The organism is Burkholderia sp. THE68 (assembly GCF_009938265.1).
Lineage (GTDB): Bacteria > Pseudomonadota > Gammaproteobacteria > Burkholderiales > Burkholderiaceae > Caballeronia.
The window spans coordinates 1,612,315-1,637,664 of record NZ_AP022316.1 but is presented as its reverse complement, the minus strand read 5'-3'; the positions used below and the strand labels follow the sequence as shown (position 1 = coordinate 1,637,664).

At 55.4% G+C, this 25,350-nt stretch carries 18 protein-coding genes and 1 pseudogene; 15 read left to right on the top strand and 4 right to left on the bottom strand.

Annotated elements, in window-relative coordinates:
- The first annotated feature begins 108 nt into the window (after positions 1 to 108).
- The 4 genes from BTHE68_RS20980 (at position 109) to BTHE68_RS20965 (ending at position 6,927) form a co-directional block, all read left to right on the top strand.
- Positions 109 to 1,002, top strand: coding sequence for a hypothetical protein (locus tag BTHE68_RS20980; RefSeq protein ID WP_162068133.1), 894 nt, complete (start codon positions 109 to 111; stop codon positions 1,000 to 1,002).
- 404 nt (positions 1,003 to 1,406) lie between these two features.
- Entirely contained in the window at positions 1,407 to 4,211 is a 2,805-nt protein-coding gene (locus BTHE68_RS20975; RefSeq protein WP_162068132.1) for a TnsB C-terminal domain-containing protein, read from the top strand.
- 122 nt (positions 4,212 to 4,333) lie between these two features.
- Complete coding sequence (locus BTHE68_RS20970) at positions 4,334 to 5,599, top strand: hypothetical protein (protein ID WP_162068131.1); 1,266 nt, start codon at positions 4,334 to 4,336, stop codon at positions 5,597 to 5,599.
- 74 nt (positions 5,600 to 5,673) lie between these two features.
- Positions 5,674 to 6,927, top strand: a complete 1,254-nt coding sequence (locus BTHE68_RS20965) for a TniQ family protein (protein ID WP_162068130.1) — start codon at positions 5,674 to 5,676, stop codon at positions 6,925 to 6,927.
- Between the two features lie 578 nt (positions 6,928 to 7,505).
- On the opposite strand, the gene BTHE68_RS20960 is transcribed toward BTHE68_RS20965, so the two are convergent.
- Entirely contained in the window at positions 7,506 to 7,967 is a 462-nt protein-coding gene (locus BTHE68_RS20960) for a DUF6471 domain-containing protein (RefSeq protein ID WP_162068129.1), read from the bottom strand.
- 1,400 nt (positions 7,968 to 9,367) lie between these two features.
- A pseudogene (locus BTHE68_RS36915) lies at positions 9,368 to 9,553 on the bottom strand (porin); the annotation flags it as partial.
- A gap of 400 nt (positions 9,554 to 9,953) precedes the next feature.
- On the opposite strand from BTHE68_RS36915, the gene BTHE68_RS20955 reads away from it, so the two are divergent.
- The 4 genes from BTHE68_RS20955 to BTHE68_RS20940 all read left to right on the top strand — a co-directional run bounded on the left by BTHE68_RS20955 (position 9,954) and on the right by BTHE68_RS20940 (position 16,207).
- On the top strand, positions 9,954 to 11,003 hold the full coding sequence (locus BTHE68_RS20955) for a CBASS cGAMP-activated phospholipase (RefSeq protein ID WP_162068128.1): 1,050 nt from the start codon (positions 9,954 to 9,956) through the stop codon (positions 11,001 to 11,003).
- Complete coding sequence (locus BTHE68_RS20950) at positions 11,003 to 12,412, top strand: CBASS cGAMP synthase (protein ID WP_162068127.1); 1,410 nt, start codon at positions 11,003 to 11,005, stop codon at positions 12,410 to 12,412. Before BTHE68_RS20955 ends, BTHE68_RS20950 begins: the two co-directional genes overlap by 1 nt.
- A gap of 112 nt (positions 12,413 to 12,524) precedes the next feature.
- The gene (locus BTHE68_RS20945; RefSeq protein ID WP_162068126.1) at positions 12,525 to 14,474 is read left to right on the top strand and encodes a hypothetical protein; all 1,950 of its coding nucleotides are present in this window, start codon (positions 12,525 to 12,527) and stop codon (positions 14,472 to 14,474) included.
- The gene (locus BTHE68_RS20940) at positions 14,471 to 16,207 is read left to right on the top strand and encodes a hypothetical protein (RefSeq protein WP_162068125.1); all 1,737 of its coding nucleotides are present in this window, start codon (positions 14,471 to 14,473) and stop codon (positions 16,205 to 16,207) included. The genes BTHE68_RS20945 and BTHE68_RS20940 overlap by 4 nt, the downstream gene beginning before the upstream one ends.
- A 147-nt stretch (positions 16,208 to 16,354) precedes the next feature.
- Here the strand turns inward: BTHE68_RS20940 and BTHE68_RS20935 are convergent, their stop codons facing one another.
- On the bottom strand, positions 16,355 to 16,909 hold the full coding sequence (locus BTHE68_RS20935) for a hypothetical protein (RefSeq protein ID WP_162068124.1): 555 nt from the start codon (positions 16,907 to 16,909) through the stop codon (positions 16,355 to 16,357).
- A gap of 845 nt (positions 16,910 to 17,754) precedes the next feature.
- Here BTHE68_RS20935 and BTHE68_RS20930 point away from each other — a divergent pair.
- From BTHE68_RS20930 to BTHE68_RS20910, 5 genes are all read left to right on the top strand, one after another.
- Entirely contained in the window at positions 17,755 to 18,180 is a 426-nt protein-coding gene (locus BTHE68_RS20930; RefSeq protein ID WP_162068123.1) for a response regulator, read from the top strand.
- Positions 18,181 to 18,227: 47 nt separating this feature from the next.
- Positions 18,228 to 18,932 (top strand): DUF7673 family protein, encoded by a 705-nt coding sequence (locus BTHE68_RS20925; protein WP_162066892.1) that lies wholly within the window; start codon positions 18,228 to 18,230, stop codon positions 18,930 to 18,932.
- A gap of 386 nt (positions 18,933 to 19,318) precedes the next feature.
- Positions 19,319 to 20,065 carry a metallophosphoesterase gene (locus tag BTHE68_RS20920; protein WP_162068122.1) on the top strand — a complete coding sequence of 249 codons (747 nt, stop codon included), beginning with the start codon at positions 19,319 to 19,321 and terminating at the stop codon, positions 20,063 to 20,065.
- Positions 20,062 to 21,405, top strand: a complete 1,344-nt coding sequence (locus BTHE68_RS20915) for a TniQ family protein (RefSeq protein ID WP_162068121.1) — start codon at positions 20,062 to 20,064, stop codon at positions 21,403 to 21,405. Before BTHE68_RS20920 ends, BTHE68_RS20915 begins: the two co-directional genes overlap by 4 nt.
- 1 nt (position 21,406) lies before the next feature.
- Entirely contained in the window at positions 21,407 to 21,733 is a 327-nt protein-coding gene (locus tag BTHE68_RS20910; protein WP_162068120.1) for a hypothetical protein, read from the top strand.
- A gap of 36 nt (positions 21,734 to 21,769) precedes the next feature.
- Here BTHE68_RS20910 and BTHE68_RS20905 read toward each other — a convergent pair whose 3' ends face one another.
- Positions 21,770 to 22,525 (bottom strand): hypothetical protein, encoded by a 756-nt coding sequence (locus BTHE68_RS20905; protein ID WP_162068119.1) that lies wholly within the window; start codon positions 22,523 to 22,525, stop codon positions 21,770 to 21,772.
- Positions 22,526 to 23,634: 1,109 nt separating this feature from the next.
- Between BTHE68_RS20905 and BTHE68_RS36905 the strand changes: the two genes are divergently transcribed.
- Entirely contained in the window at positions 23,635 to 23,961 is a 327-nt protein-coding gene (locus tag BTHE68_RS36905) for an Lrp/AsnC family transcriptional regulator (RefSeq protein ID WP_232077989.1), read from the top strand.
- A 345-nt stretch (positions 23,962 to 24,306) separates the two neighbouring features.
- The gene (locus BTHE68_RS20900) at positions 24,307 to 25,200 is read left to right on the top strand and encodes an H-NS family nucleoid-associated regulatory protein (RefSeq protein ID WP_162068118.1); all 894 of its coding nucleotides are present in this window, start codon (positions 24,307 to 24,309) and stop codon (positions 25,198 to 25,200) included.
- The last annotated feature ends 150 nt before the right edge of the window (positions 25,201 to 25,350 follow it).

Sequence of the window (25,350 nt, the reverse complement as noted above, 5' to 3'; positions counted from 1 at the left end):
TTCAAGGCGCCCAACAGACGAGCGTGTCGTAAAAAGCGGCCCGCGCTGGACATGACGCCTGAGAACTACCCCTACTAGCCGCATCACCCAGATCCTCAAGGAGGGGACATGGGCACCTCAGAAAACAGCATCATTTCCAGCCAAGCCATGGTCGGCCTCGGTGATCTTGATCCTCTTCACAACCCACCAAAAGCCTCGTTGTCCTTTAGTGAACTCCCCAGCGTGCTTGCGAGCGCGGGAATGACTCGCAAGGGCAAAGCGTGGGCTGAGCGGCTCTTTCTGCAACGAATCGATTTCTTGCAGCGAAAGGTTCCGGAGGATCTCTATCCTGGTGAATCCGAGCTATTTGAGCAGGTTTGCAGGAAGCTGCATTACGGTACTGTAGACAACGAGCTGAAACAGGCCGTCAGGGAATGCCTCAGCACGGATGTTCTGCAGATTATCACTCAGGTCACCCTTGCAGATGTCATGGTGCCAGATTCCACCGGGCTGTTCGACTCATGTCTGATAGACCTTACTTTCGATGCGCTTATCATCGAAAAGAGGCGTGCATACTTGCTCGACTACCGACATTTCTCAAGTATGAGAAACAACCCGCTCTATGTTGAGACCAATCGAGGGTGGCGAGCACCAAGGATCAAGGCAGCGGCGGCGAAGCTGGGCATCAGTTACGGATTCGTCATCGGGCGACTCCTTCCAGACGAACCGATCGAGTTGGAGGATATCGCAGGGCGTCACGGAGAACATTGTGTTGAGTGGACCCCGCTGCCGCATTCTTCATCCGTAACCAATAGGGTTCAAGCCGAACTTTTCGCAGGCGGCGCGACGAGTTGGGAAGAACTGAACCGACACGGTCACGATGATGACCAAATCGAGCGGGCGATAGCTCATGGCCGAGCCTACTGCCCCAAGCGGGACCCCATCTTTGCCGGATTCGAGGGAGCGACCCTTGACCTGTACCCTAATCGATCGACCTACTTGAGTTCATTGGCGTCGGCTTGAGTCTGAGAAACGCGGGTGACTTTAATCGACCTTTTTTATCTAGGAGTGTTCCGATGAGTGTTGTACATAAGAAACTGACGCTGGAGCCGCAGTCTTTTGTCACAGACACGATGAAGTGTCTGCCCGACGAAGACCAGAGCAGTAAGCATAAGAGAATTTTGGATTTTCAAGCACCACGCTGGAGTATTCCAGCCTGGTCCTTTGGCTCCAGCGGAAAGAGCGCAAGTCGCGTAAAACCGAGCGGAGGGTGTTGGTCAAGAGGTGACCGTCCGCCTATCGGCCTGCGCGACCGAACTTTGATTCGCGATGCGCCAGCGCAACCTGGCGCGCACGGTTTCGTTACTGTGATAGCGCAGGTTTAGGAATGGAAGTTGGTTCATCGCGGCTGAGTAAGGAACTCCGCGATGGGTGTGTCGGAAAACGCAGCAAACTTACAGGAAGCGGACGATCACGTTGTTATTTCGACCATAAAGCCAGGAACGCCGCTGACGGATGCACAACTGCAGAGTCTCATGCGAGCTGCAGGCGTTCTGCCCCTTGGTCAGGCGTTTATCCGGGAGGTACGGAAACGGCAGCCTGACACGGCGCCAAAGTCAGATCGGGAATGCCAGAATGTCACGGGTCGCTACGTAAGCGGTTTGATGTCCCGTGTTATGCAGTTTGGCAGCGTTTTTCCCGAACTTTGCGCATTGTTTGTGGCCGATAGCCGTCTCTTGAACCCGGGAGTTATTGAGTTCTGGAACAGAATCAGGCTTCGTGGGGTTGAGACGTTTGATGCAAACGGCCGCCGGTGCGGGCCGGTCTCGCGTCCGATGCACGCGCTCGTGCTTGAGAAAACGAACGCATATTTTCTTGAACTCAGGCGCGTATCGGAGGTTCAGAAGTCGTCGCATTTCGTCCAGGCCAAGGATGGAACATGGACGTCTCCCAACACGGAGGCGGCGGCAGCACGATACGGTATCGGCTATCGATTGATGCTTGATACCCAGATTGGACCGTATCTGCAAGGGAATCTCTCGTATCTGTCGTCCTGCCTTCTGCCTGACTATCGGAAGCCGGACGAGGCTGAGATAAAAAAGGTGATACAAGCCGTTCGCGAGAACGGAGTCGTGCGGCGTAGGGATTTGATCGGAGCGGGTCACGCCGGCGAAGCTGTCAAGTGCGCGATCGCGCAAGGGCGTGTCTTTTTCGCTCTTCATGAAAAGGACCTGACGAACGTTGAGACGGCGTATTTGTATTCGGACCGGGCAACATATGTCCGTCACCAGCTAGAGCAGAAAGCGCAAGGCGCTCTAGCACCGCCGCCGCTTAAGCCACTTCCTGTGGAAAAGCAGGTGTTCACGTGGGACGGTAAGGCTTGGATCGTAGTAAATGCAGGAGACACGAAATACTGGGTTCGGCGCGATGTGAATGGGCCTACCCAGGAAGTAAGAATCGATGAGGTCCGGGACTACTGCGCACGTGGAGAGTGGGTCTATGAGGCAGTGACGCCGCCCCGAGTCATGCGTATCAGCGACAAGCGGCGGACGGAGGCGGAGGCGCTTTACGAACTGATCGGGCGGCCGGACTCGGAGTGGCGATGGCCGTATGGGCCGAATCAAGATGTCCTTATGTCGACGCGCACGGTATCGAGGATCCGGTGCGCAGTGCAGAAGGCGGAATTGGAAGGCACGTCGCCTATTGACGCGCTCGTACGCAACTACGATAACTGTGGTTCTCGGTTCGATCGAGTTGAAGAAGCGGAATACGGGGTATGGCTTGAGTGTCTCAAGGAGGATTATCTCCATGATATCAAGCCAACCTTTGGTTCGGTAACACGGGTCTATGGCTCGCGATGCAAGGAAAAAGGTGTAACTCCGGTTAGTGGTGAGACGATTCGGAGAAGGTTGAGACGGATCGACAAGGCCGTAGTAGTGCTCGAGCAGGATGGTCGATTTGCTGCCTATGAATACGGGTCGTTTGTTCCTCGGGACAAAATTAATCGACTTGTTAAAGGGAGAATCCCGTTCGAGCTTGCGCATATAGACCACACACCTGTGCCGGTCACGCTAGTTTGCAGCGTTACCGGACGTGTGCAGACCCGCAGGGCTTGGCGGAGTGTCATGCGCGATGCGGCGACTTTTCGCGTGCTCGCACATACCATCCATTATGGAGTACCGAGCTATGAAACGCTGTATCGATTGCTGAGGGAAGCAGTTCGTCGTAACGAAGGGAAACTGCCTCAGTACCTTGTGTGTGATCGCGCGCTGGAATTTCAAGCAAAACAATTTCACGCGACCATCGCAAGGTACGGGATTATCAAACTAAACAGGCCGGCGCGAACTCCCCGTGCCGGGCAGCCTGTGGAGGCCGGGTTCAAGAAGGATGACAATGAAATCCTGATGAACATCTCGGGGCATGCGAAATATGATGTGGACTTTCGTAAGTTGCTGGACCGATTCAAAGTTTGCGAGACCGCAAGGCATACGCTGACTGAGATTCGAGATATGTTCGATAAGCTTTACTACGAAATCGAACCAATGTACCCGTCGTCGCGAACTGGGCATGAGTCGATTGTTGACTATGAGAAAAGAGTACTGGACAACGTGGGTCGTTCTCACATTCGAATGGTCAAGAATGACTTAGAGTTTAATTATCTCTGTATGCCCGCTGTGCCTAAGGGTTACAGAAAAGTGACCGATGAGGGCACGATTGAGGTGCTCACGCTCGAATACCATGCATCTGAATTGAAGGATGCCGAAGTCAAAGGGAGGTATGTTCTTGTGCGCTATGACCCCGACAATATCGGGCGCGTGGCAGCATGGGTTAAGGGAGCATGGGTAGAGTGCAGATCAAATCACTACGATGTGTTGAGGGAGTTCTCTCACTTGGAGCGTCTGGCTTACCAAGAGTATTTGACAGGTGAAGGAGAGGACAAAGCAAAGAGTAGGACTGCGCGCGGCATGGCCCTCGGACGATTGCTGCGCGATATGCGAACGAAAGCGGACGGGAAGGTGCTTCACGGCATCGCTCTCGAGAATGCGGGCAAGACCTACACGCCTGAGAACCAAGAAAGACCGAAGGTCAAGATGAAGGTCAAGCTCAAACCGCCGCCGGTAGCTAGTCCTTACGAAGACGGCACATCGGACGAGGATTTGGGCGTGGATGATGACCACAACTGGACCGATGACGACATACCGGTCTTTGCGTCGTACGCTGACAGAGTCTGATAGGCTCTGGCTGTGATGTTTAACTGTTTAAGGAGAGTTCGAATGCAACGAATGCACGCACAAAATCGCGCCCCGTCTCTTATTCGAGATGGACCAAGTCACATGCCAATGGGAGCCTGTGAATGGCTGATGTGTTATGCAAACCCGAGACGCGCCGGCTTGCTCCGGAGCAAATAGCGCGCATTACTTATATGCGCGACCACTGGACCCTCGCGTATGATCGGTTCACCGAGTGGTTCGAGATTCTGATGGACGCTGTTGCTACGGACGAGCCTGGGAAACTAGTCGTCCTCATCGCGCCCACACATGTTGGCAAGACCGCGTTAATGAAGCACGCTGACCGGGCGCTGGTCGAGATGGCTCGTCAGGACGGCCTTCCTGTGATGGGTGGTACCTATATTCGCCTTCCAGCTCCAAATCGAGGTAGCCTCGATAAAGGCGAATTCGTTGATCGCCTTTTGGAGGCGACAGGGCAGCCTCGGGAGTTGCTCGCGCATACCGTTTCGTACGGTGATATTCGCGACGGGGCGCTCAAGCCTTGGTCCTTGCCAAGGGCGGGCCGGGCGCCGACACACGCCGCTCGGATGCGGTTGCTTATAGACAGAATCAATAAGGGTTACTATTCAGCAGTTTTTCTCGACGAAGCGGGTGAGATCCCGCTGCTGCTAAAAAGCGGGAGGATGATGGAGGCGGCGATGCAGATCAAAGAGATCGCCGATCTCACGAGAAAAGTGGCGTTTCTCGCGGGCGGCCCAGAGATCGCACCGCTTCTATGGCAAAACGCGCAGCTCACAGCGCGCATTCAGCCGGTTTGGATGTTGCCTCTCGATCCCACGGAAGAAGATGATGTGAAGCAATTCGCGGGCGTCGTTAACGCGATGGCTGAAAAACTCGGCCCGGATTATATTAAGGAGGGCGTTTTTACGAAATCACACTGCGCGTATATGGTGGAGAGGCTTTGGGGAACAGTCGGCCTCGGCACAAAGGTCATACTTCGGGCGACAGCCGCTTCGTTACGTCGAGGAGGAGAGCCGTTGGATTGGGATGATCTTCGACTGTGGGTGGACTATTTGCATCAACACATGGCTGGTCAGATGGAAATCGAGCATAAGATGTTTTATGCTGCCATGGATCCGGAGAGCCGTGAAAACTATTGGGCTAGTGCGTCTCATCTTGCCGTCACGCCCACGAACTTTCACAAAAAGGGAAAGGACGCCATTCTTGTCCCCTCCGTGTTGCCGAAGGCTGCGTCTAACGCGCCCGTGTCTCGCGCAGGAAAGCGTGGGCTCACGCGTAAGAACCTGCCCGAACGCCCGCCTATGAACAACTTGCCTGGCGAGCCTGGTGCAGACGCTGCTCCATCAACCCCCAGTCAAGCAGCCAACTAAATGTCGTTGAAGAAAGCGGCCACGAGGTGGCCCGCTTTCTTCTGGTTGATTTTGCTCCAATGACGGAGTCCTACATGCCGCTGAACTATTTGGCGATACAAAACGAAGGAACATGGGCGGTTGAGTCATTAAGCAGTTTTGTGCATCGACAAGCGGAAGCGCAGCACGTTGCAGTAAATGCGTTTATCAGAGCGGCAATCGGTGATGAGACAGCGTCACATAGGCGGTATATGGCAAGTCGAAATGTAGAAGCGGGAAACGATCGCGGAGAGCAATGGTTGTCACGATTGGAAACTCTTACGCAGCGTTCAGGTTTAGATTGCATGACGTTTAAGCGTTTCCGGGAAATCGTAGACATAGACCTCGATGTTCACGCTTATCGAACCTTTTGCCCTTTCTGTCTTGAGGAAAGCGCCGACGAGCCAGGCGGTTGTTTTATACCGTTGATATGGCGTTTGAAGTCGTATAGGTCGTGCATCAAACATCGCCGTTCGATGACACGAATTTGCCCACATTGCGCATGTTCAACGCTTCGTATATTCGCGGCCGGCGGAAGGAATGGGTGCTGCACGAAGTGCGGCCGATGGATGGGGCTGAAGGTCGGCGACGATAGGGCCGGCTCGTGCATAGTCAACGACGACGAGTTGCACTTAAGTCTTTGCGCAGCGGAATTGATGGCGGTCTGTCAAAGCGACGAGGTAGCTTGGACGAATGCGCGAACGTTTGTCCCTCAGCTTATCTCGGAGCAGTTTCCGGGTCGACGCACGCGGCGTTTCAAACGAGGGCTGGGCGCAACGCTGAACCGTGCCACGTATAAAGGGCGGGAGTTTCGTCTCAATCTGATGGAGTGGAGAGCGTTGTCACATGTCACGGACACGAGCCTGCTTCATACGTTACAGGCGCGTCCAATCCCGGATATCAAATCACACACGTGGTTTTCTGACACATCAAGAACAGCGGCGAATGGCAGGCGTCCCAGTTTCGGCGCAGTAGTGCTGAGAGTGTTGGAGAAAGCACGCGATGCGGCCGTACCCGTGTCCGTGCAAAGCTGTATGCTCGAGGCAGGGTTCGCCTCTGCGTACAACGCATATATCCATCATCCGGATCTTGCACGATTAGTCGCTCGTCGATTTTCTGAGTACCAGAAGTCCGCGCGCGAATTGCGGAAGCTGTCTCTGGAAGCGGCTGTTATCGCAGCGATGAGCCAACTTAAGGAGGCTGGAGAACCTGTTTCCTGCCGACGAGTGGGAGAAATCATCAATCACGAAGGTTCGATCGGCGAACTGCAGAAAGCATACACCGAGGTCTGCCGGAGTTTCCGAGAATAAACAAGTAACGCACTGAATTGATAAGTCCAAAACGGGCCTGCAGCCATGTTTATGCCGCATGGTGGGTAAAATATACAAAAACGCGGGATGTTAGGGTAAACCTTATATTGAAGCTAGGACAGTGGCATTTCGGACACTGGTCGAGCCGCGAATACGTTACGCGACCGCGAGGTTGTTTGGGGTCGACCCTGAGGCGCAGCAGGTCGGCCGGCTGTCGTTTGACCGCGTTAGCCCGTGTTTCGGTGCAAGGTGTTCATCACGGTCCTCGGCTGGCCTCAAGGAGAAACGGAGATGCGTGCGAGCGTTCCGGCGGGACGTCCATCTGTGTACACAGATATGGTGATGGGCGCTGGCACGTCGTCCGAAGCGGAAAGGCCCAGAGTGAGGGCGCTTGCCGCGATTTTCGGCAAGGTCAATCGTTTTTCCAGCAGGGACAACGGCAGGCTGAAGTATTGCACCTGCCTATTCACTGTTTCGAGCTCCGTCTCCGCCCACGATGCGAGGAGATCCTTCAGGCCGAAGGTTCGCTCTGGATGAAAGGTCTACGCGCCAGCATGGTGTACTAGCAAGATAACTAATCATGCGGGCTCTTCCGTCGTGGAGAGGTTTTTTTTGCGCTTCGCGACACCTTTTGGCGCGACCTGGACAGTGGCGTTTCCCGCCCCGGCCTTGGCCTTAGAGGGACGTTCCGCTCGAAGCTTCTGTTCCTTCTGCTTATTGAACTCGGCTTCCCTTTCAGCCGAAGGCTTAGGTCGTGGGCTCGAAATAATCATTCCTTTCTGCAGCGCTTCCTCGAGTTCCGGAATATCTAGCTCGGCTCGTTTGACACCTAACACCATGAGGCATTGAATGTAGAAGCCCAACGAGAAGCGCCCCCGCTTAATCTTTATTGCCAAGGAACGGCGCGCTTCCGGCGCTCCAATTTGTTGCAATAATAGGGACAGTTCCTGGATGTTGATTTCCCGCTTCGCCATCTCAGCGCGCAGATGGCCACGAGCAACCTCATAGATATCCGTCGGACCTTTGGGAGTCAGCACCATCGCCTCGTATCTGAAAAAATTACAAACCGTGTCGAGCAGATTCCAACCTTAACAGAGAAATCTTCGAAAAGCAGGCGCATCAGTGCTCTCGGTGATCTCGACCTTGAACAATTCGCGGCCTGAGGATCTCTCTGTCGAAGGCTCTCACCGCACAAGTAGCGTGGGTTCGCGTCGCAAAAAAACCTTATAAGTAAAAAATACAATCGATCAAAAGCGCCTGTATTGAGGGTGGGCAACTTTCATCAGATTTAACAATTGTCTTCCGGACTGTTGCTTTCTGCGGTCCCCGAGACCGTAGGATGGGGACGTTATCAAAGGATCTCGCGCTCGGCGTTGTTAATATAATCGATGACCAACGGGGCGTACATCTTGAATTGATAACTTGGCCAAACGTATTTTCAAAGGCCATAGCAGGGCCGGTCCTGCCTCACGGCCGAGCACACTCTCGCCCTTGGGAGGCATGCGGCAAAACTATGGCGGAGCCAGAAAGGGCAGCTAGCGTGTGCCCCAGAACGTGTAACCATCGAAAACAGAGGCGACGCTCTGCTAGCGAATCCGTCCGAAGTCACTGAGGTGCGACCGTCCGCTGCAGAACGTCACAACTCATGCTTTTCGCCTTCGATCTCCTCACCGCCGACATATCCATGCGGAAATTCGTGCTAGCGATGACAGTGAACGATAGTCGGTTCCACGACCACCAAGGGTTGGAGAAGGGAACGCATCCCTCATCAACAGCATCTCGGTCGTGGCTCCCGTCGAGTCGTCAAGCTCCGGCCTGCGCAACGGTGCATATCTCGTTGCTCCCTATGTGGTCAGCATGGACGAACCCCGACGTATTCTGTAGTAATGTTTGCCCGAGTGAACGCCGACTGTAGTTCATTTGCGTCGCGGATGTCTCATCGGCGTCACTGACGACACCCGTGCGGCGTGTGTTGAGGTTCTGCTACGACGGTATAGCTCGCAAGTCGATCTCCCGGGCGATTGATACAGATTTCACGGCCGCCGACTTCGACGACCAAGTTCTCATCCCAAACAATCCTAATCGGCGTTCTCCCGTGCGACGATGAGCGTGCCGCTTCGCAAACGTTGCGTTCTGAACCCTCAGCTCTGGAGACCGAGGCGGGCCTATCGCGAAGCGCGCCTTCCTCAATCGCATCTGAGTCGCGAATGAGTCGCGAATGAGTCGTTGAGGGAGGCATATGCGGCGTTGGCCAATGCGCTGTCGGAGCTGCTCAACCATATCTACGGTTCGTGCTCGGCGCTTCCAAAGTCCGGTTCGTCACTCCGATTCGACTAAGGCGCGTGAAACGGGTCGGCGACTTGAGTCTGCTATGCTGCGGGCGCGCACCCGCCAGTACGCAGATGCACTTACGCGCATGAGTTTAAAATTTGAGAATGCTTCAGAATTTGTGACAAATGCCTATCCGTAATGCGGCTCGACGGTCGGCGCTTGACGCGGTCGGTCCATTGATAGGAGCTACTGGGCTCTTACCCGTTGCGTCAGTTCCAGACGCTTTCTGGAAAGCGCCGATGAAGTAAACGTCGGGTCGTTTCGACAGGAAATAATCCGCACCCAAAGACCCTTGGCGAGACACTCAGCCCATAGCGAATGGCGGGTTAAGCCGAGTCTGGTCGTGGATCTCGATTTCGCCGAATGGGCAGCCGGCGGTGTCGCAGTAACAGACCATGATGGCATTCAGTAGGGGCGCCAGCGCTCCGATTTTCGTGCGTCACCCGGTGAGGTTGCGCGAGCCGAATTTGTCGCTGCAGTGCTCGTCTACTCTTGCTCGCCGTGGGGTATATTTCTCTACCGTCAACATGTGTTTCCCCGTTGAAGCGGAAGCTAGGTCATGGAGAAACAGGGGCGACTGATTAATTCTTTCGACCGTCCGCGAAATTGTCGACAGGTCGCTACCGTAGATGGAACATCGTCGTATACTTCGCGTTGATTCTCAGAAGCACGTCTTTGTCAACTCGAGATGGCAGATGGAAAAGAGCCTCGAACCTGGTGCTAGCGCATCGAGCATTGAAGAGCAGTCGTCTACGAAGTGGACGATGGACATGCCTTTTCAGGCTCTTGCTCTCACAGGCGGAGGCTATCGAGGCCTTTTCACCGCTCAAGCACTTGATGTGATGGAAAAAGAGGCCGGGCCCATCGCTCGGCATTTCGATCTCATTTGCGGAACTTCGATTGGCGGCATCGTAGCTCTCGCAGCCGCCTTTGAGGTTCCTATGTCGCGAGTGGTGGAGGTCTTCGTCAGCGAAGGTCAAACCATCTTTCCGCCGGGTAAGAAACCTACCGGGCTGGGTGTGGTCTTGGATCTGTGGAAGTACAAGTCAACGCCTCGTTATGCGAGTCAAAATTTGCGCGCGGTCATCTCGCAACTCATACCCGCCGACGCCACGCTCAGCGATGCACTCCATCCGCTCTGTATCCCTGCCGTCAACGTGACGGAGGGCAAGCCTCAGATATTCAAGACGCGCCATAAGGCGGAGTGGCGACGTGACTGGAAGCTGAAGGCAGTCGACGTTGCGCTCGCGACGGCGGCGGCGCCAACGTTCTTCGAGTTGGCGGAAGTCGGGAACAGTCGGTATGCGGACGGAGGCTTGTTTGCGAATGCTCCTGATCTTGTCGCGATACATGAAGCCGAGCATTTCTTCGATGTTCCGAGGGAAGGAATAAGGCTGCTGAGCGTCGGCACAACCACACGAAAGTACTCGGTGTCGCATAGTGCCGGTCGCGCGTTTGGCGTCCTAGATTGGATGAGCGATCAGCGGCTTTTCAACGTCATAATCTCGGCGCAGCAGCAGTTCGTGGACCAACTCGTAAGTCATCGGCTCGGCGAAAACTATCTACGCATTGACCACGAGCCTTCCAACGAACAGGCGAATGACCTAGGTCTTGATGTTGCGACCGAAGCGGCGCGCACGACGCTATTGGCTTTGGCAGATAAGGCCGTCACGGACGTGCTTGGCACGAAGCTGCGGCCATATCTTAAGCATGAGCCACAACTAGAGCTGGTGAGGGGAGACTGATGGGGAAAGCAGTTCGGCTGTTCAACGGTGGCGCAGAACAGACGCTATATGGCCGCGTCACGCCGACCCAGGAGCAGCGGCAGTTTTTGCAGGCGCAGTGGAACGCGATGGCCGATCACCTGAAGGCGAGGTTGTCTGGTTGGGGCTTTCCTGTCTCCACCTGGCTGCAGGGGTCCTACAAGTACGGCACGCTCATCAAGCCCGTGCATAAGGGCGAGGAATACGACGTCGATGTGGGTATTTACTTTTCATGGAATGCGAGAGCGAATGAGGCCCGTCCCACCGCGCAGCAGATCCGGGACTGGGTGCAGGAGGAACTGCGGGAATACAAGAAGTCGGCTCCCGAATTGAAGGAGGTGGTCGAGCCTGCGAAAGAACGGTGCTCCCGAGCCATCTATGCGCAACAGTTCCACATCGACACGCCGACCTACCATCTCGATCCTGCGACGGACACGAGGCGGCTCGCGTGTCTCTCCGGCGCGTGGGAAGACAGCGACCCGAAACAGCTATACAAGTGGTTCAGAGACGTGGTTGGTCCTGACAATCGTGACCAACTCCGACGCCTCGTGCGCTATCTGAAAGGTTGGGCCGCAGTTGCCTTTGAAGACGCACCCGAAGCGAGGCCCAGTTCGATTTTGCTAACGGTGACTACCGCAGAAGCATACAGTCAGATGTGGGGCGTGAGGCTGCTGGGCGCCGATGACGACGACGCTCTGATCGCGGTCGTCGGAAAGGTTTACGAGCGTCTGGCGAAAGACCGCCGCGTCCCCAACCCCGTCGACCGCAACGAAGACCTGAATCGGATTCGCGACGAATCCTGGACTGCATTTCTCATGCGGTTGTCGGTACTGAACGACGCGGCGCAGACAGCTGATACCGCCGAAGATGAGGCGGCCGCCGCCCTCGCATGGGAAGGCGCATTCTCATTTTTGATGCCACTTCCTGAGACCGACGAAGTGGAGGTGGTCGAAGCAACAACTGATCGAGCGCTCATGCAGGTTCCCGAGATCAACGTGAAGGTGTACGACCGTCGCGGTGGCAACCTCATTGCGACCTACCGCAACGAGGTGCCAGGCGTACCGAAGGGCAGTTGGCTTGTGTTTGAAATCGACAATAGGCACGTCGTTCCGCAATACGCCGACATTTGCTGGACCGTGCGTAACGACGGTGAAGAGGCAGACCACATCGGAGACTTGGGACATATCAGGCGTGGCATAAATATGCACACGACTGAGGAGCACACCGCCTACCTGGGAAAACACTACATGGACTGCGTCATCAGACTCAATGGGTCGATCTTCGCGGTGCGTCGGGTTCCGGTGAACATCAAGCGAGAGCAACAGAAGCTTCTCGGCCAAACGAAACGGGCCTGGATGAAATTGCGGACCCGAAAAGGGCGCAGGGGCTAGTGAAGACGGCGATCACCATTGCGGAGGTCTTCGCTGAGTAGCGTGGTTCGGTGGAGGTCGGATGCGATAATCGCAGAAAACAGAATCAAAAATCCCGACGAGGCCAACAAGAGTGACGACCGAAAGCGTTCCGCCCAACCCCCCACGAAGCCTGGGGCAGCTGGCGCTTGCCCTGCACCGCAGCGGAAAGCCGGACCTAGCAATCGACATATCTCAGGATGAGACAGACGCACTGGCGACCTCCGAATTTGCGCATTCCTTTGGCATTTCGGAGCAGCGGCTGATATTCAACTCCTTGACCGGACGGAATGAGCAAGTCGCGCGAGAGGTTTTAACACACGACGGAGTTGATTCACCTCAGGGGCTCTTCGATGCTGCGACGCGGTTGCTGCGCGAGGAACGTTTCCAAAGGCCGTATGCCGCATCGCGGCTGATCGCGCTGGCCAGTGCAACGCGCGACGTTCTCGCCGAGGCCGCTGTTTACCTCGGTGCAGGGCCTCGAGCGGTATGGGAAATGGCGGAGATCTTCGGCGATGTGCTTTTACAACTCGAAGGAGTCCGGTTCGAAGCCCTTCTCTCGTTTTGTTCAGCTGTGAAGCCCGGCTCGCAAGGCTCCCTCCGAGCGTCGCAGTTGTTCGAACCTCTTGTAGCGCTTTTTGAGACGAGGCCGGACCTTCGCGAAGCGGCACTCCAATTGTGTAACACGCAACTTAACGCGGAAACTGTCGATGTGTACAGCGCTTCCCTCTACGCATTGGATCGCACAGATCGCGACGTTGCGCTGTCGCAGATGCTTCAGGGGTTAGCGTCGCCAGATGCTCTGAGACGTACAGCATGCGGTTGGATGCTCGTCTTCGTTTGTAGGAAGCAAGATCTTGCGGAGGTAGAAATTGCGGCCATCAAGCCTCAACTCCTACTACATCTTTCTGACACAAAGTCAAACGTTCATGACCTTGCATGTAGCGCAGTGGTCGCAGCGCTGCCTGGTCGCGAACTCGCTCCCGAAGAGTGGAGAGTGTTGCTTGAGAAGGAGGACGTGTCCGCTCTCAAGGCGCTCGCCGCTGGCCTTCGGGATATTCACCGTGCATTGAGCAATCCCGAAGACATCGTCGGTTTCATGAGACCGTGTCTTTTCTTCGATGCCAGCTTTCCGATGGAACTCCTGCACGTCGACCACATGATGTCGCTGCTCGCCGAGTCCGGTCATGAACAAATCTCACTCACCTGGTTCACTGACTGGATTGCTCGGCATGGCAGCGGAGTTTTCAATGACCATGCGTTCGCGGAGTCGTTCGATCAGACCGTGCACTGGCTTTTTGAAAATCCGTCGTTTTTCAGCAAACTCACGACTCAGTGGTTGCTCAGCGAGCACCGCAATTTGCCAGCAGCAGCTGGCGGGCTATTCTCGTACGCGTCTATAACCAAAGTTGCGCCGGTCGGCTTCGATATGTCGATTGTTGATGAGCTCGACCTCGAAGGCCTTGTCTTCATTTGTAGAAGAGTCGCTGGTTTTCTGCTTCACGAAGCTCAGTCGCTTACCTTAGTTTTGTCGATGCTCAAAACAAGGGACTCGGCTACTCGTACGTATGCGCTCGTGCGAGAAATGTTGACCAACGAAATCGGTTACGACTATCCGGCGGCCACAATCGATAAGGTCAAGGTCCATCGGATGCGATGCGACGACCCTGTTGAGCAGAAATTCCTCGAAGAAATCGTCCAGCACATCGAAGACGTGAACGCAGCACTCAACGCTCTTCCTTTCGCGAACGAACTTCAGCCGCCGACACGCCTGGCTCGCAGCTTCGCGAGAGCGCGCGACAAAGAGATGTCCCAGAAAGTGCGGGAAGCAAGCGACAAGTCCGTCTTTGCGCAAATCGTTCACAGGGTGCCGCTAAAAGCAGGAAAGGGCTTCTTCAGTTATGCGGCAGACACCTATACCGAAACCACTGACATGGTTACATTAAGCAGCAGCGCGACTTTGCCTCGGCGAGACGTCCACGACTCTGTAGGAGCGGCCCTGCGACGTCTCCGGTTTCAGTCGGCGAAACGAGGCGAAAAATGAAGCTTGTCATCTCTAGCTTCCTTCGGACGTTGCGCGAACGAGACGAGTTCGACAAGTTGTTGCCGGACCTCGTTCTTGCTATGGGCTACAGGCCGCTTGTCCGGCCGCAAACGGGTGTACGCCAATTCGGTGTGGACCTGCCAGTTGTCGGAACAAATCCCGACGACAAGGTTGAAGAGTTGGTGTTGTTCACGATCAAACGGGGTGATGTCGGACGTCATGATTGGTCAAGCGGCTCACAGGCGGTCGGTCCGAGTCTCGATGAGATTCGCGATGTATACCTAACGAAAGACGTTGAACCGGCGCATCAAAAACTACGAAAGCGAATTGTTCTCGCGACCACCGGCGACTTGAAGCAGGACGCGCAGCGAAACTGGACCGCATACTGTGAAAAGTACAAGCATGAAGCGCTGTTCGAGTTTTGGGGTGGTGACAAGGTAGCGGAACTGATCGAACGGTATATGCTTGACGAGCATGTCTTCTTCGAGGAAGACCGAACTGATCTTCGGAAGGCGCTTGCCTTTGCGGGAGAACGTGACTACTCGATGACCGACCTGGACCGGATGTTAATGCGACAGCTCGGCCTGGTCGGCGATGGGACGCTCGCGGCGGATTCGAAAGACGGCAAGCATCTCGCTAAAGCGCTCACCCGGCTCAACTTGGCATTGCACATGTTCACCAAGGCCGCGCAAGACGCGGGCGACACGCGACAAGCCTTGTGGGCTGCGGAGCGCTTTATTCTGAAGGCATGGCACCGAATTCAACTTTCACAGGAACCGGACGATCGGCTCGCGCTGGTGGCATACACGAGCTTGGTGAAGAGCTACTTGGACTGCGGTCTGACATACCTCAGAAAAATTTCACCTTACGTCCAGATTCGCGAAGGGATGTCTGGATATTGTCGCGAGAGCAGCGAATACGCGGTCGTCTTGCAAGAGCATATCGGTCTCATCGCGAGCGTGGGTTTGTCAGTCCTTTGCATCGCCGGCGCGAAAGAAGGACCTGGCGAAGCGGCCGCTGTCGCCGACCTTCTCGTCACGATGCTGGATAACATGGAAGCGACCGGTTCGCCTCGGCTGGATGAAAATGCGGTCGACATCGCCCTTGCACTTCTGTTGTTGACTTTCACGGATCGAATCGATGCAGCGAAGCAGTGGCTTGAGAAGCTTTGCGTAATGGTCGAATTCGCGTTTGCGCGACGTATGGGTTTTCCAATCAGCAGCGACTCTTTTGATGACCTCGTTGACATCACCGTGCATCCGGACGAGACTCTCCTCGCTGATGCGATGGGAGCCTCATGGCTGACGGCTACGCTTGCGACTTGGTGCGCCGTACTTGAAATGGACGCCCAATATGGTTTCCTTGCTAGTCGGTTAAAGGAGAGGTCGCCGACCGTTCGACCTCAGCTTTGGCACCCAGACGCCGAATCTGTGAAACGCTGGTATAGCGCAGCATCACACAGGGAAACCGGTGACACTGAGGTCATTGACCTGCCGCTAGACATCGGACGGTTGCGGGAGCGAATGAAGCGCTTCTTCGAGCTTGACAAACGAGACGTGATGAAGACGTCGCCAGCTCTGCGCTCAGGCTTCTACTGTCTCGACTACATCGCCAGCCGGCACTACCGCACGCCTGTCCCGGCACGAAATTGGTATGGGCTAGCGTTTGCGGCGCCGCAGTCCGAAGAAAACGTACCTTCTAAGAGCGGCCCGGAGCAGACGACGGGCGATTGAGCGTTAGCGTGTTTGAGCTCAGCGACTCACGTCCGAATTATCACGTCTACCGTGAACTCGCCGTATCGAAGTCGTCGCTCCAAAGCCATCTACCGGTTCGCCATTCGATGTTGGGTGTCCAAGCAAGAATGGGCCCCCACGGACCGCTCATCGACGATGGACGATTCGGGCGATGCTGTCCCAATCTGGTGTCGGGGCGACCTTTATTCCATGAGCGTTAGCATAGTCGACCACGTACTGTGACTCTTTCCACGGTACCGCCGGGTCACTGGTAAAGCCATGATCGGCGGCTGCCGAAGGCTTACCGCACCACGCCATGACGACAGCTTTGCCGTTGTCTGTTGAAAACTGCTCGGCGGCGATCGATTTCGTCTCCAACGACTTATCCTGCATGAACTTAGCAAAGACGGTCATGTAGACATAGGGCAAGTTTTGCTCGCATTCTGCAAACGACGCGAAGGTGTATTGCGTGGTGCTCCAGTGCACTTGCCATTCCGGTAAGTTATAGACCGTCAGCATGACCTGCACAGCTTCCGTAGTTCGCTCGGGATGGAAATAGCGCTGGTCGAACGCTTTCCAGTCCTCCACGGATTTCGCCGCGATGTGGCGATTAGTCGGTTCAGCATGCGCTGCCGTCGCAAACATAACACATAGGCTTGTGCATAGCGGTGGGACCACGTGCGCGAATGTTTTGCGGATCATATCCGTCTCCTTATTCGACTGCGGATCAAAGCGATCTCCATTCAGGGTAATTGCCGGGGTGCTGTGATCGCCGATACTTGTCTGGAATGGCGCGCGAAAAAACGAGGAGAATGTTCCCTATTGCTTTTCGCGAAGCGGGTGCCTTGAAAAAGCTGCTGAGCGAAAACTCTTGCAACTCGGCAGCTTCGGCCCATGTCGCTGGTATGCCGTTGTTCAGTCAGCATGATCTTGCCCATATGGAAAAGACAGGAACAATCCTCGGAACGTGGAGTCCCCAGCGATTTGCTCCATGAACCGTGAGCAATCCAAGCTCGAAGACCCTCTCATCCGTAGATCTTTGAAGCAAACGGTTAAATCTAAGCTGTTGCCCCACTGCGGTCAAATTGCATGTGTGCAGCAACCAACTTAACCTCAACCGGGCTTGCGTGCCCCGGGGCCGGAATATGACGTACAGCGTCCTCAGGCGGCGAGCGCGTCTTGCCCCGCAGCGACTGGGACCGGAATGCCAATATGAAGCCGTGGGTCGAATCGGTCGACACTCGATGAGCACGTCGATAGACCGGGCCTAACTGCTCTCGCTTCAGGCTTTGCCCAAGGCGTTCATGTTCGACCTCGACGAACTCACTTCGACGCTCGATTGCGGCAGCGGCAAGCGCTCGGCTGCCTGATTGACGTGGATTGACCGAGCGACCCTGACCACTTACCTTCAATGCCAACCGGCGATGCGATGTCGAAAGTCCTCGGACAAGCCGCAAAGATTGCTGTCTTCTCGGCGAAGGCGCAAAAATTGCTACTAATGGTACCGTCGCATTGGGCGATATCTTTGTGCCTCAGGAAACGCATTGATGAAACTGCCGATTCTTGTCGTTGAAGACGATCCGCGCGACTGTGAACTGACGCTGATGGCCTTGGAGAATTGTGGCGTGCGCGTCCCGGTCGATGTAGCACGTGATGGCAGGAAAGCGCGAGACTATCTTTTGTGTGAAGGGAACTGGGCCGGACGTCCTGCGGTGAATCCATCAATGGTCTTACTCGATATGCAGCTTCCCGAAATCGACGGGGTTGACGTGCTTGAATTAATTCGTGGCACTCCGTCCACACGCTTTGTTCCCATTATTGCGGTGGCGGCCTCGAACCGCTCGGACGACGTCGAGCGGGCTTACAAGCAGAAGGTCAATGCGTACATCGTGAAGGCATTTGATTTGCAGACGTATGTCGAGTCGATGTGCACGCTGCTCTCAGCCTGGTCGCGAAATCGTACGCCTCATTAATTAGACGGGCGCGATGATGGCGCGCTCTGGGAATCACAAGGAATCACATGAGCACCTCGTCAATGCCCGGTACGCATGCCATCACCTTTGACGTTCCCCATCATCTTGTTGAAGCGTTCACGGAAATCACAAACGATTTCTTCGCGCGGGCGCATGAGGGCACGACGCCTGCTCAACGCGCGGCAAAGGTTCGCGCACAGGACAGGGAACGTGGACTGACCTCACTCGTGGTTTTGCTCGATGTAGCGGGGAGCGATGCCGTGCAAACTCGGGTGATCGCAGCGTTCTTGGCTGGCTTGTACAACGGAGAAAAATATCCTTTCGATCTCCGGGAGCTTCGCCGTCTCGACGACGACCTGTTCGAGCACTGTCTTGCCGTGCTGCGAGTGTACAACGCTGCGTCGAGCGCGGTTCGGAAGTATTTTTCCGAGGATGCAACACGGTGGCAGTCACTGATTGAGCGCTGGACTGGCCTGCGCGACGAGAACGCAGTAGAGGAGCAGACACTCCCAGGTGGGCAGAGCTATTTGTGCGACTACGTTGCATATAGTGATTCGCCGGGATACCGAGACGTGACGCTGTTTGCAACGATCCGCACCGCAGGCAAAGTCAATCGGGCAGTCGGGTTGTCGCTTACCGCAAGCAGTTGCGCACGGCTTGCTGAAGATCTCCTTGAACTGCATCGGCGCGCGTGGGAGAACGGACCCGCGATTGATGCGACCGAGGGGGAGTCACGGCCGCCTTGGATTTGAGGCAAGGGTCTCAACAGCAGCAACGAGCAGAGATGCATCGCCGGCGTTCGACCGGAGATCCCGATATCTCGTTAATCTCAAGGCGAACCTATCAAACGGTTGTTCCACGTAGTCGACGGAGCTGTGCTTGCGTCGCCCCAACGCCATGAGAAGCGGACAAATTCCAATTGAAAGATGTCGATGACCCAAGGTCGTCAAAATCGCAGATCTCGTCTAATGCGCCCCAATAACTCAATAAGCATCATCGGATGCCCTTATAGCAAATGATAATTATGACGTATTTTGTAGTAATGTTTACCCTCATGTTGTTTGGCGTATTTTGTAGTAATATCCGTCGTGCGCCGCACCCTGATGATGTCTGCGTCGTATTCAACTAGGAGATGATCATGCGACTCCATGTGGCCTCAGACCTGCATTTGCATAATGATCGTGGATTGCAGCCAGACTCGCGTCTTCTCCCTGTTAAAGCAGATCTGCTGGTCCTTGCAGGTGACATCGATTACGTTGAAAAGGTGTCCTCGCGCTACGGCAATTGGCCTTACGACGTGGTTTACGTGCGAGGAAACCACGACCTCTACTTCCGCCCTTATGAACGCTCAATTTCCAAGGCCGCTGAGCACATGGGTGCTGGGCGAGTGCGGATGCTTGAGCGAAGACAGATTTGCTTCGAGAGCGTTCGCCTGTTGGGATGTTGCCTTTGGACCGATTTCGAATTAGTCGGGGACGTCGACGACGTTATGCTGCTGAACCAGGAACTCGGGCCAGATTATCGATGCCTTCGCCGAACCGACGGAAGGCTCCTCACTTGCCAAGATACGCGAGCGGAACATCGAACTTCCGTTCAATGGCTGGCAAGAACGCTTCGCGAGCCGTTTGACGGAGCGACCGTGGTGATTTCGCATCACGCGCCGCATCGACGGTCGGTCAACCCTGAGTACGGCGTTAGCTGGAGCAGTGCTGCTTTCGCGAGTGACTTGTCCCATCTCCTGCGGCGAGTGAAGCTTTGGATTCACGGTCACACGCACGTCTTCGCTGATTACAAAGAAAGGGGATGTCGCGTGCTCTGTAACGCCGCCGGCTCCGTGCAGCGGCCCAATTCGTCCTTTGTTCCTGACCTGGTCGTTGAGGTATGAACACCGACCTGGCCGCATCGCGTGTGCCGCTCGTACCGCAACCCGAGGTCGGCGGCAGAAACACAGGGAGAATTGAGCAACTTTCAAGCTTCGCGATCCGATACGCAGAAGCGCAACACGTTCAGTTCATTCACCTGTATCGGTACGTCATTCACCCGCTGTTGAGTCACACGGATACTGTACGGACACGCGTTATGGTGCCGACCGGCGTGGTCATCGAGGCGATCAGCGCGTCCGCGTCCGAATGGACATCGGCACTGACCGCGTTGAGTGGGGTGCCGGAACTGCGATTGTGTTCGATGCTGCCGTTCTACGGCGCTATCGCTGCACGCCGGCTGATATCAGCGGGTCGTCGCTGGTGCCCGCAGTGCCTTGAGGACATGGCCGATGCCGGTGAATCGTGTATCTACGAGCCGCTCGTGTGGCGGTTGAGCGAGGTGAGAGTCTGCCCACGTCATGACGCTTCTCTGGGTGACACCTGCACAAGCTGCGGGCGCGGCGGACAAGCATCGCTCACTGCCAATGCACGCGTGGGCTGTTGTCGGCACTGCGGAAAGTGGTTAGGCAGTCGAGAGTCTCGTGCCGAACAGCGCGCTGTTTCTACGTTCGAGCGGTTCTGTGCAGAAGCTTGCGAGGATTTGCTGATACTCACTCAGACGTTGGAACCAGGACAGGAGATCTTGCCGTCTAGAACGTCAATAACCGGGTTGCGCGACGTGTTCTTCTCCGGTAATGGAAGCGCAATGGCTCGGAGACTCGGCGCTTTGCCTTCCATGTTGAACGCCTATGCGAGCGGCGAGCTTCCAACACCGCTCCACATTTACCTGCGCGCCGCCTATGTGACGGGCGCTTGCCTGCGACAGATACTTGTCACCCAACAATTTGATTCTCTCCAGGAAGCGCACACTGATACCGAATTCGTGCTCCATCGCGCCCGTTCGAAGGCGTCGTACAAACAAGAACTCGTTGACGAGCGCCTTCACGAGGCTATTGCCGGATCGGGTGAGATGTCCGTCGAGGCAATAGCACGTAGTCTGAACCTCGAGCCAGTCACCGTATGGCGGCGCAGCGGCAAACTCGCGCGGCAGGTCGCTAAGAAACACGCACGATTCGTAGCACGACGCTCTGCACAAAAGAAGGCGAAGTTCGTTGAAGAAGTCCGGGCCCTTGCCAAGCGTTACAAGTCGTCTGGGCGTTTAGCAACCCAGACAGACATCAAGCACGAACTCAATGACGCAGGGTGTGGAATCGATCCGTGGAAGCGCTCGGTCATTGATGCGATCCTTGCGGAAACATTCGGCTTTAGATCACCTTCCCGAGAAGGCCTGACAGGAGAATGATATGGCAACTCGCAGAGTCAAGAATGAGACGATGCCTAGCGATGTGGTCTCTGTTGCGGTCGCGGCTCAGCTTCTCGGTAGAACGGACGAGGATGTCGAGTTTCTTCTCCGGACGCGGATCCTCACGCCTGTGAAGCGCGGCAAAAGCACCGGTGCGGTACGACTCGCTGACGTTTTGGAGATTCGTCGCGAATTTTGGTCTTCGCTGGCCGAACTCGCCGTTCAGTTTATCCGCGCCGTCGAGCACGAAACCTTGGATCTCGCGCTCGAAGAGACAGAGGGGGCCACTAAGAAGGGCCGAGTCAACAGCAGGAGCGCCTCGTCTTGACGGTGTTAAGCGACCAAAGACAAGGCGCGTGTCGACTTACGGAACGAGAAGCGCGAGAAACGTCTCACACTCCCGTTTGATTTCATCGATTTTGGACTTTGGCATCGACAGTTGCCCCCAGAATCGCGGCTCGTTCCAAGCCATTACGCGCTCCTTCGTGCTGGAATTCTGCGTTAAGAAACCCCAGAACCAGAGGTCGTCCCAAACGAGCATGTCCTCGGCTATGAATCCGGCGGCGCAAAGTCTTGCATTCATTGAATCGAAGCTCGTCCCCAGACCGGCAGCAGGGATTGCTTGCGAGATACGTTTGATGACGGCGTCAACCGGCAGGAATACGCGGTCGTCTTTTCCAAAGATCTCAGCGGCGTCCGCCTCCTCGAGAAAGTGTGAGTCGTCGCACTTTGATCGGTGCAGTTTAATGACGCATTTAACGAACAATGCAGACGTCTTTGGTCCCCAGCCGGGCACGTTCATTAAAGACCGGAACAGACGCTCCCAGGGCTCCCTACTAAAGTTGGGCAACTTGCTGAGCTTCGATATGTACTCGCTAAGTTCGCCCAGTCCGGGCATGCGGTCATCCCAAGGCGCCGCCTCGATGTGCTTCCAGAAATTCGACAGAGCCTCGAGGTCGGGAGACGGCTGCGTATGAGCGATCAGATGAAGCAGTGCGCAAATTCTTGCCTTCGGCGTTCGGCAGTGAGCAAGGGTTCGCCGATATTCGGCAATCTGGAACTCCTCGTTCCAGTGATGGTTGGATTTAAGAAATTCGAAGACTTGATGCAGCTTGTTCATCTTGGTCAAGTGTGCAGGAATTAGATCTTTTTGGAGACACTCATGTGGGTGCGTCAGTTAACGGCAAGAAGCTGGCGAATCTTGATGATGGATTTGCATGCCGAATGAGGCACTAAATCCATTGCGTTGGGACCTTTGAGGGAAGGAGAAGATGTTTCGAGTCGAAATTGCTGTTTCACCTCGTCGAGGTCCGCCTGAACGACTTCAATGGTTTGTGTTACTCAACTTGACCGGCCGCGCCACCATCATCGTCAACGAAGCGGGAGATCGAATCTTTCGCTCGACGTCGATATTGAGGATTCGGCGGTCCCCGACCCTGTAAAGCTGGCCGCAAGTCTTTGGCCAAAATTGATCGCAGAGGGCGTGAGTCTGTGCCACGACGTTGACGTCGTCGACTACATCCAGGCGGAGATCCGAACGCGAAATGGAGGTCGAATGTGGCGCCAAGCCAACACATGGCTGTGGCAAGACGGAACGCTGCACGTGTTGCGTTCACATCCAAAAATACGTGGTCGGACTCTCGTCATAGCACGAAGTGACGCAGATTCGCTCGCTACTCGGTGCTTCTCGTCTGCCGCTGATCTCAAATAGTGGCAGAACTACTGTCTAACAAATCCTATTTAAGCGAGCGCCGTCTATGCGGATGCCCGGCTGTCCGTCACGCTTGCATCGAAGAATTCCTGTGCCTGCGCTAACTCCTCGAGGGCGAGTTCCAGCTGCGATTGAACGTCAGCATGTTCAACGGGTGTCTTATCGGGGCAACATGCGCGAAATGCACGAAAGGCGCGATCCGCGTTCCGAGACGCAGCCATGAATCGCACTGCTGCGCTCGCCTCTGGCGAATGTGATGTCACAGACATGCTTTCTTTCTCCATCTAATCGGTCATTCAATAATAGCGGGCCGCAGCGACGTCCGTTTCGCGCTCGATCCGTGCGGTCGTCTTGCCACCTGGCGAAGTTCAGCCGCTTCCAAGCCTCTGATCCGTTAAGAGTGACACAGTTGAAACATAGCAAATGTTCGCGCTACGGGAGCTAGGTCGCGTCTACGGCTCGCCAATCACTTTGGTCGCAGTATTCAATAGGGCTAATTTATAGATATAATGCATGGTATGGAAGCCCTTGATGATGATTTTCCGGTTAAGCATCTCCTAGGATGCCTTGCGGCGGATTCCCGCTCGTCCAGCGAAATCGCACGCTTGGCGGGCGTAAGTCAACCAACCGTCTCAAGACTTCGGTTGTCAGACGGTATTCGGGTTCGGCGCAGCGCCCCATTCAGTAAGCTATGTGAGTTCTATGGTATTGAATATGCGCCGAGCAGGCTCCGCAGCGCCTATAACGACCTCCTGAGAGCGGCGATTCTTGAGTCATGGGACGGGACGGAGGAGCATGGCGAGGCATTGCTTGTAGTCATTCGAGGCCTCAAAGCGTTGCGCTGAATTCATTTGCGGCGCGGCATAGCTGAGACGCTCGAACTACGCGACGGCATAACCTCCGCCGAATAATTCACGAGCTGAAGCAGAATATCTTCGAATCGACTGAAGTTCTAAACAGGGTGAGGAAGAAAGCAGCTTCGTTTCGTTGAAGGTATACGGTCGTCATTGAAGCGCGCGGCCCTATTGTTCATGCAGTATTTGCTACCGCAGTCTCCCGATGCTAGGCTTGAAAGAGGTTCCTTAAACCGGATGCGCTGAGAGAGTCAAATTGCTGGGAAGGCACTTCCAAGTGGTGCGCGGATTGTTCCCGTGGCATAGTTCAGCGCTTTCAACCTAATGAGGCCAAATGTGGCTACGCTCGAGAATGTAGAGGCACAACTCAGGAAGCTGCAGGCGCAAGCCGAACAGATCAAAGCAAAGAGTTCTGCCTTGGTTGTTCGGAGGATCCGAGATTTGATGACTGAACACGGGCTCACGATCGCTGACCTCTCAGAGAGACCGACGACCGGCGCAGCGAGAGGACGTTCCTCTACCAAGACACCTTCGGCTCCGGGAGAAGCGAAATATCGGGACCCAGCGACGGGAGCAAGTTGGTCGGGGCGTGGTCGTGTTCCAGGGTGGATCGCAGGGGCCAAGGATAAGACCAAGTTCTTAGTCGACGGGTTGGCTCCGATCGCGTCGACGCTCTCTCCCGAGAAGAAGAAAACTGGGAAATATCCGCGCGGTCCACAGCCCGCCAAGTTCCGAGACCCGAAAAGCGGGGCGACTTGGAGCGGACGCGGTAAAGCGCCGGCGTGGCTTGCAGCAGCCAAAGACCGAACCAAATTCTTGATCGACGGCGCTGCCGATGGCACTAGTTTTGAGGTCATTGGGCGCGGCGCAGGAGGGTCGACAAAAAAAGCGGTAGCACAAAAGGTCGCGACGAAGAAGGGTAGTAAGAAGGTTACTGCCGTTCGGGCGTTGGCTGGCGCGTCTGAAAGCGCGCCGACGAGCAAGGCAGTGGGCAAGAAAGCGGCAAAGAAAGTCGCTAAGAAGGCTGGGGGCAAAAAAAAGGTGGCCGCGAAAAAAGTCGCAGCACGAGGCCCCGGCAAGAAGACCGCACGCGTTGCCGCGAATTTCGGCTCAACGCGTGGTGCTGCTACTAAGAAGGCAGCCGGTAAAAGCGCTGCCGCCTCAGTTGAGTCCACGCCTGTCGAGTTGAATGCAGCGTCGAGCGAAGCTGGAGCACAGGTCGCAGAATGAGGTTCAACGATTCGCTGTCAAAATAGGGAGGCGTAGGTACTCAGACGGCGAAGTGTACGTTGAATCGTCAAAACTATCGTTATCTGCGTTATGGCGGCAGACGCTTCCCGCCGCTGCGGCATGATGCCAGTTCAACTGGACCGACAATCC

Bases quoted from the DNA above. Each gene is read 5' to 3' on its own strand.
- BTHE68_RS20980 (WP_162068133.1), top strand. From the start codon at position 109: ATGGGCACCTCAGAAAACAGCATCATTTCCAGCCAAGCCATGGTCGGC.
- BTHE68_RS20975 (WP_162068132.1), top strand. From the start codon at position 1,407: ATGGGTGTGTCGGAAAACGCAGCAAACTTACAGGAAGCGGACGATCAC.
- BTHE68_RS20970 (WP_162068131.1), top strand. From the start codon at position 4,334: ATGGCTGATGTGTTATGCAAACCCGAGACGCGCCGGCTTGCTCCGGAG.
- BTHE68_RS20965 (WP_162068130.1), top strand. From the start codon at position 5,674: ATGCCGCTGAACTATTTGGCGATACAAAACGAAGGAACATGGGCGGTT.
- BTHE68_RS20960 (WP_162068129.1), bottom strand. From the start codon at position 7,967: ATGGTGCTGACTCCCAAAGGTCCGACGGATATCTATGAGGTTGCTCGT.
- BTHE68_RS20955 (WP_162068128.1), top strand. From the start codon at position 9,954: ATGGAAAAGAGCCTCGAACCTGGTGCTAGCGCATCGAGCATTGAAGAG.
- BTHE68_RS20950 (WP_162068127.1), top strand. From the start codon at position 11,003: ATGGGGAAAGCAGTTCGGCTGTTCAACGGTGGCGCAGAACAGACGCTA.
- BTHE68_RS20940 (WP_162068125.1), top strand. From the start codon at position 14,471: ATGAAGCTTGTCATCTCTAGCTTCCTTCGGACGTTGCGCGAACGAGAC.
- BTHE68_RS20935 (WP_162068124.1), bottom strand. From the start codon at position 16,909: ATGATCCGCAAAACATTCGCGCACGTGGTCCCACCGCTATGCACAAGC.
- BTHE68_RS20930 (WP_162068123.1), top strand. From the start codon at position 17,755: ATGAAACTGCCGATTCTTGTCGTTGAAGACGATCCGCGCGACTGTGAA.
- BTHE68_RS20925 (WP_162066892.1), top strand. From the start codon at position 18,228: ATGAGCACCTCGTCAATGCCCGGTACGCATGCCATCACCTTTGACGTT.
- BTHE68_RS20920 (WP_162068122.1), top strand. From the start codon at position 19,319: ATGCGACTCCATGTGGCCTCAGACCTGCATTTGCATAATGATCGTGGA.
- BTHE68_RS20915 (WP_162068121.1), top strand. From the start codon at position 20,062: ATGAACACCGACCTGGCCGCATCGCGTGTGCCGCTCGTACCGCAACCC.
- BTHE68_RS20910 (WP_162068120.1), top strand. From the start codon at position 21,407: ATGGCAACTCGCAGAGTCAAGAATGAGACGATGCCTAGCGATGTGGTC.
- BTHE68_RS20905 (WP_162068119.1), bottom strand. From the start codon at position 22,525: ATGAACAAGCTGCATCAAGTCTTCGAATTTCTTAAATCCAACCATCAC.
- BTHE68_RS36905 (WP_232077989.1), top strand. From the start codon at position 23,635: ATGGAAGCCCTTGATGATGATTTTCCGGTTAAGCATCTCCTAGGATGC.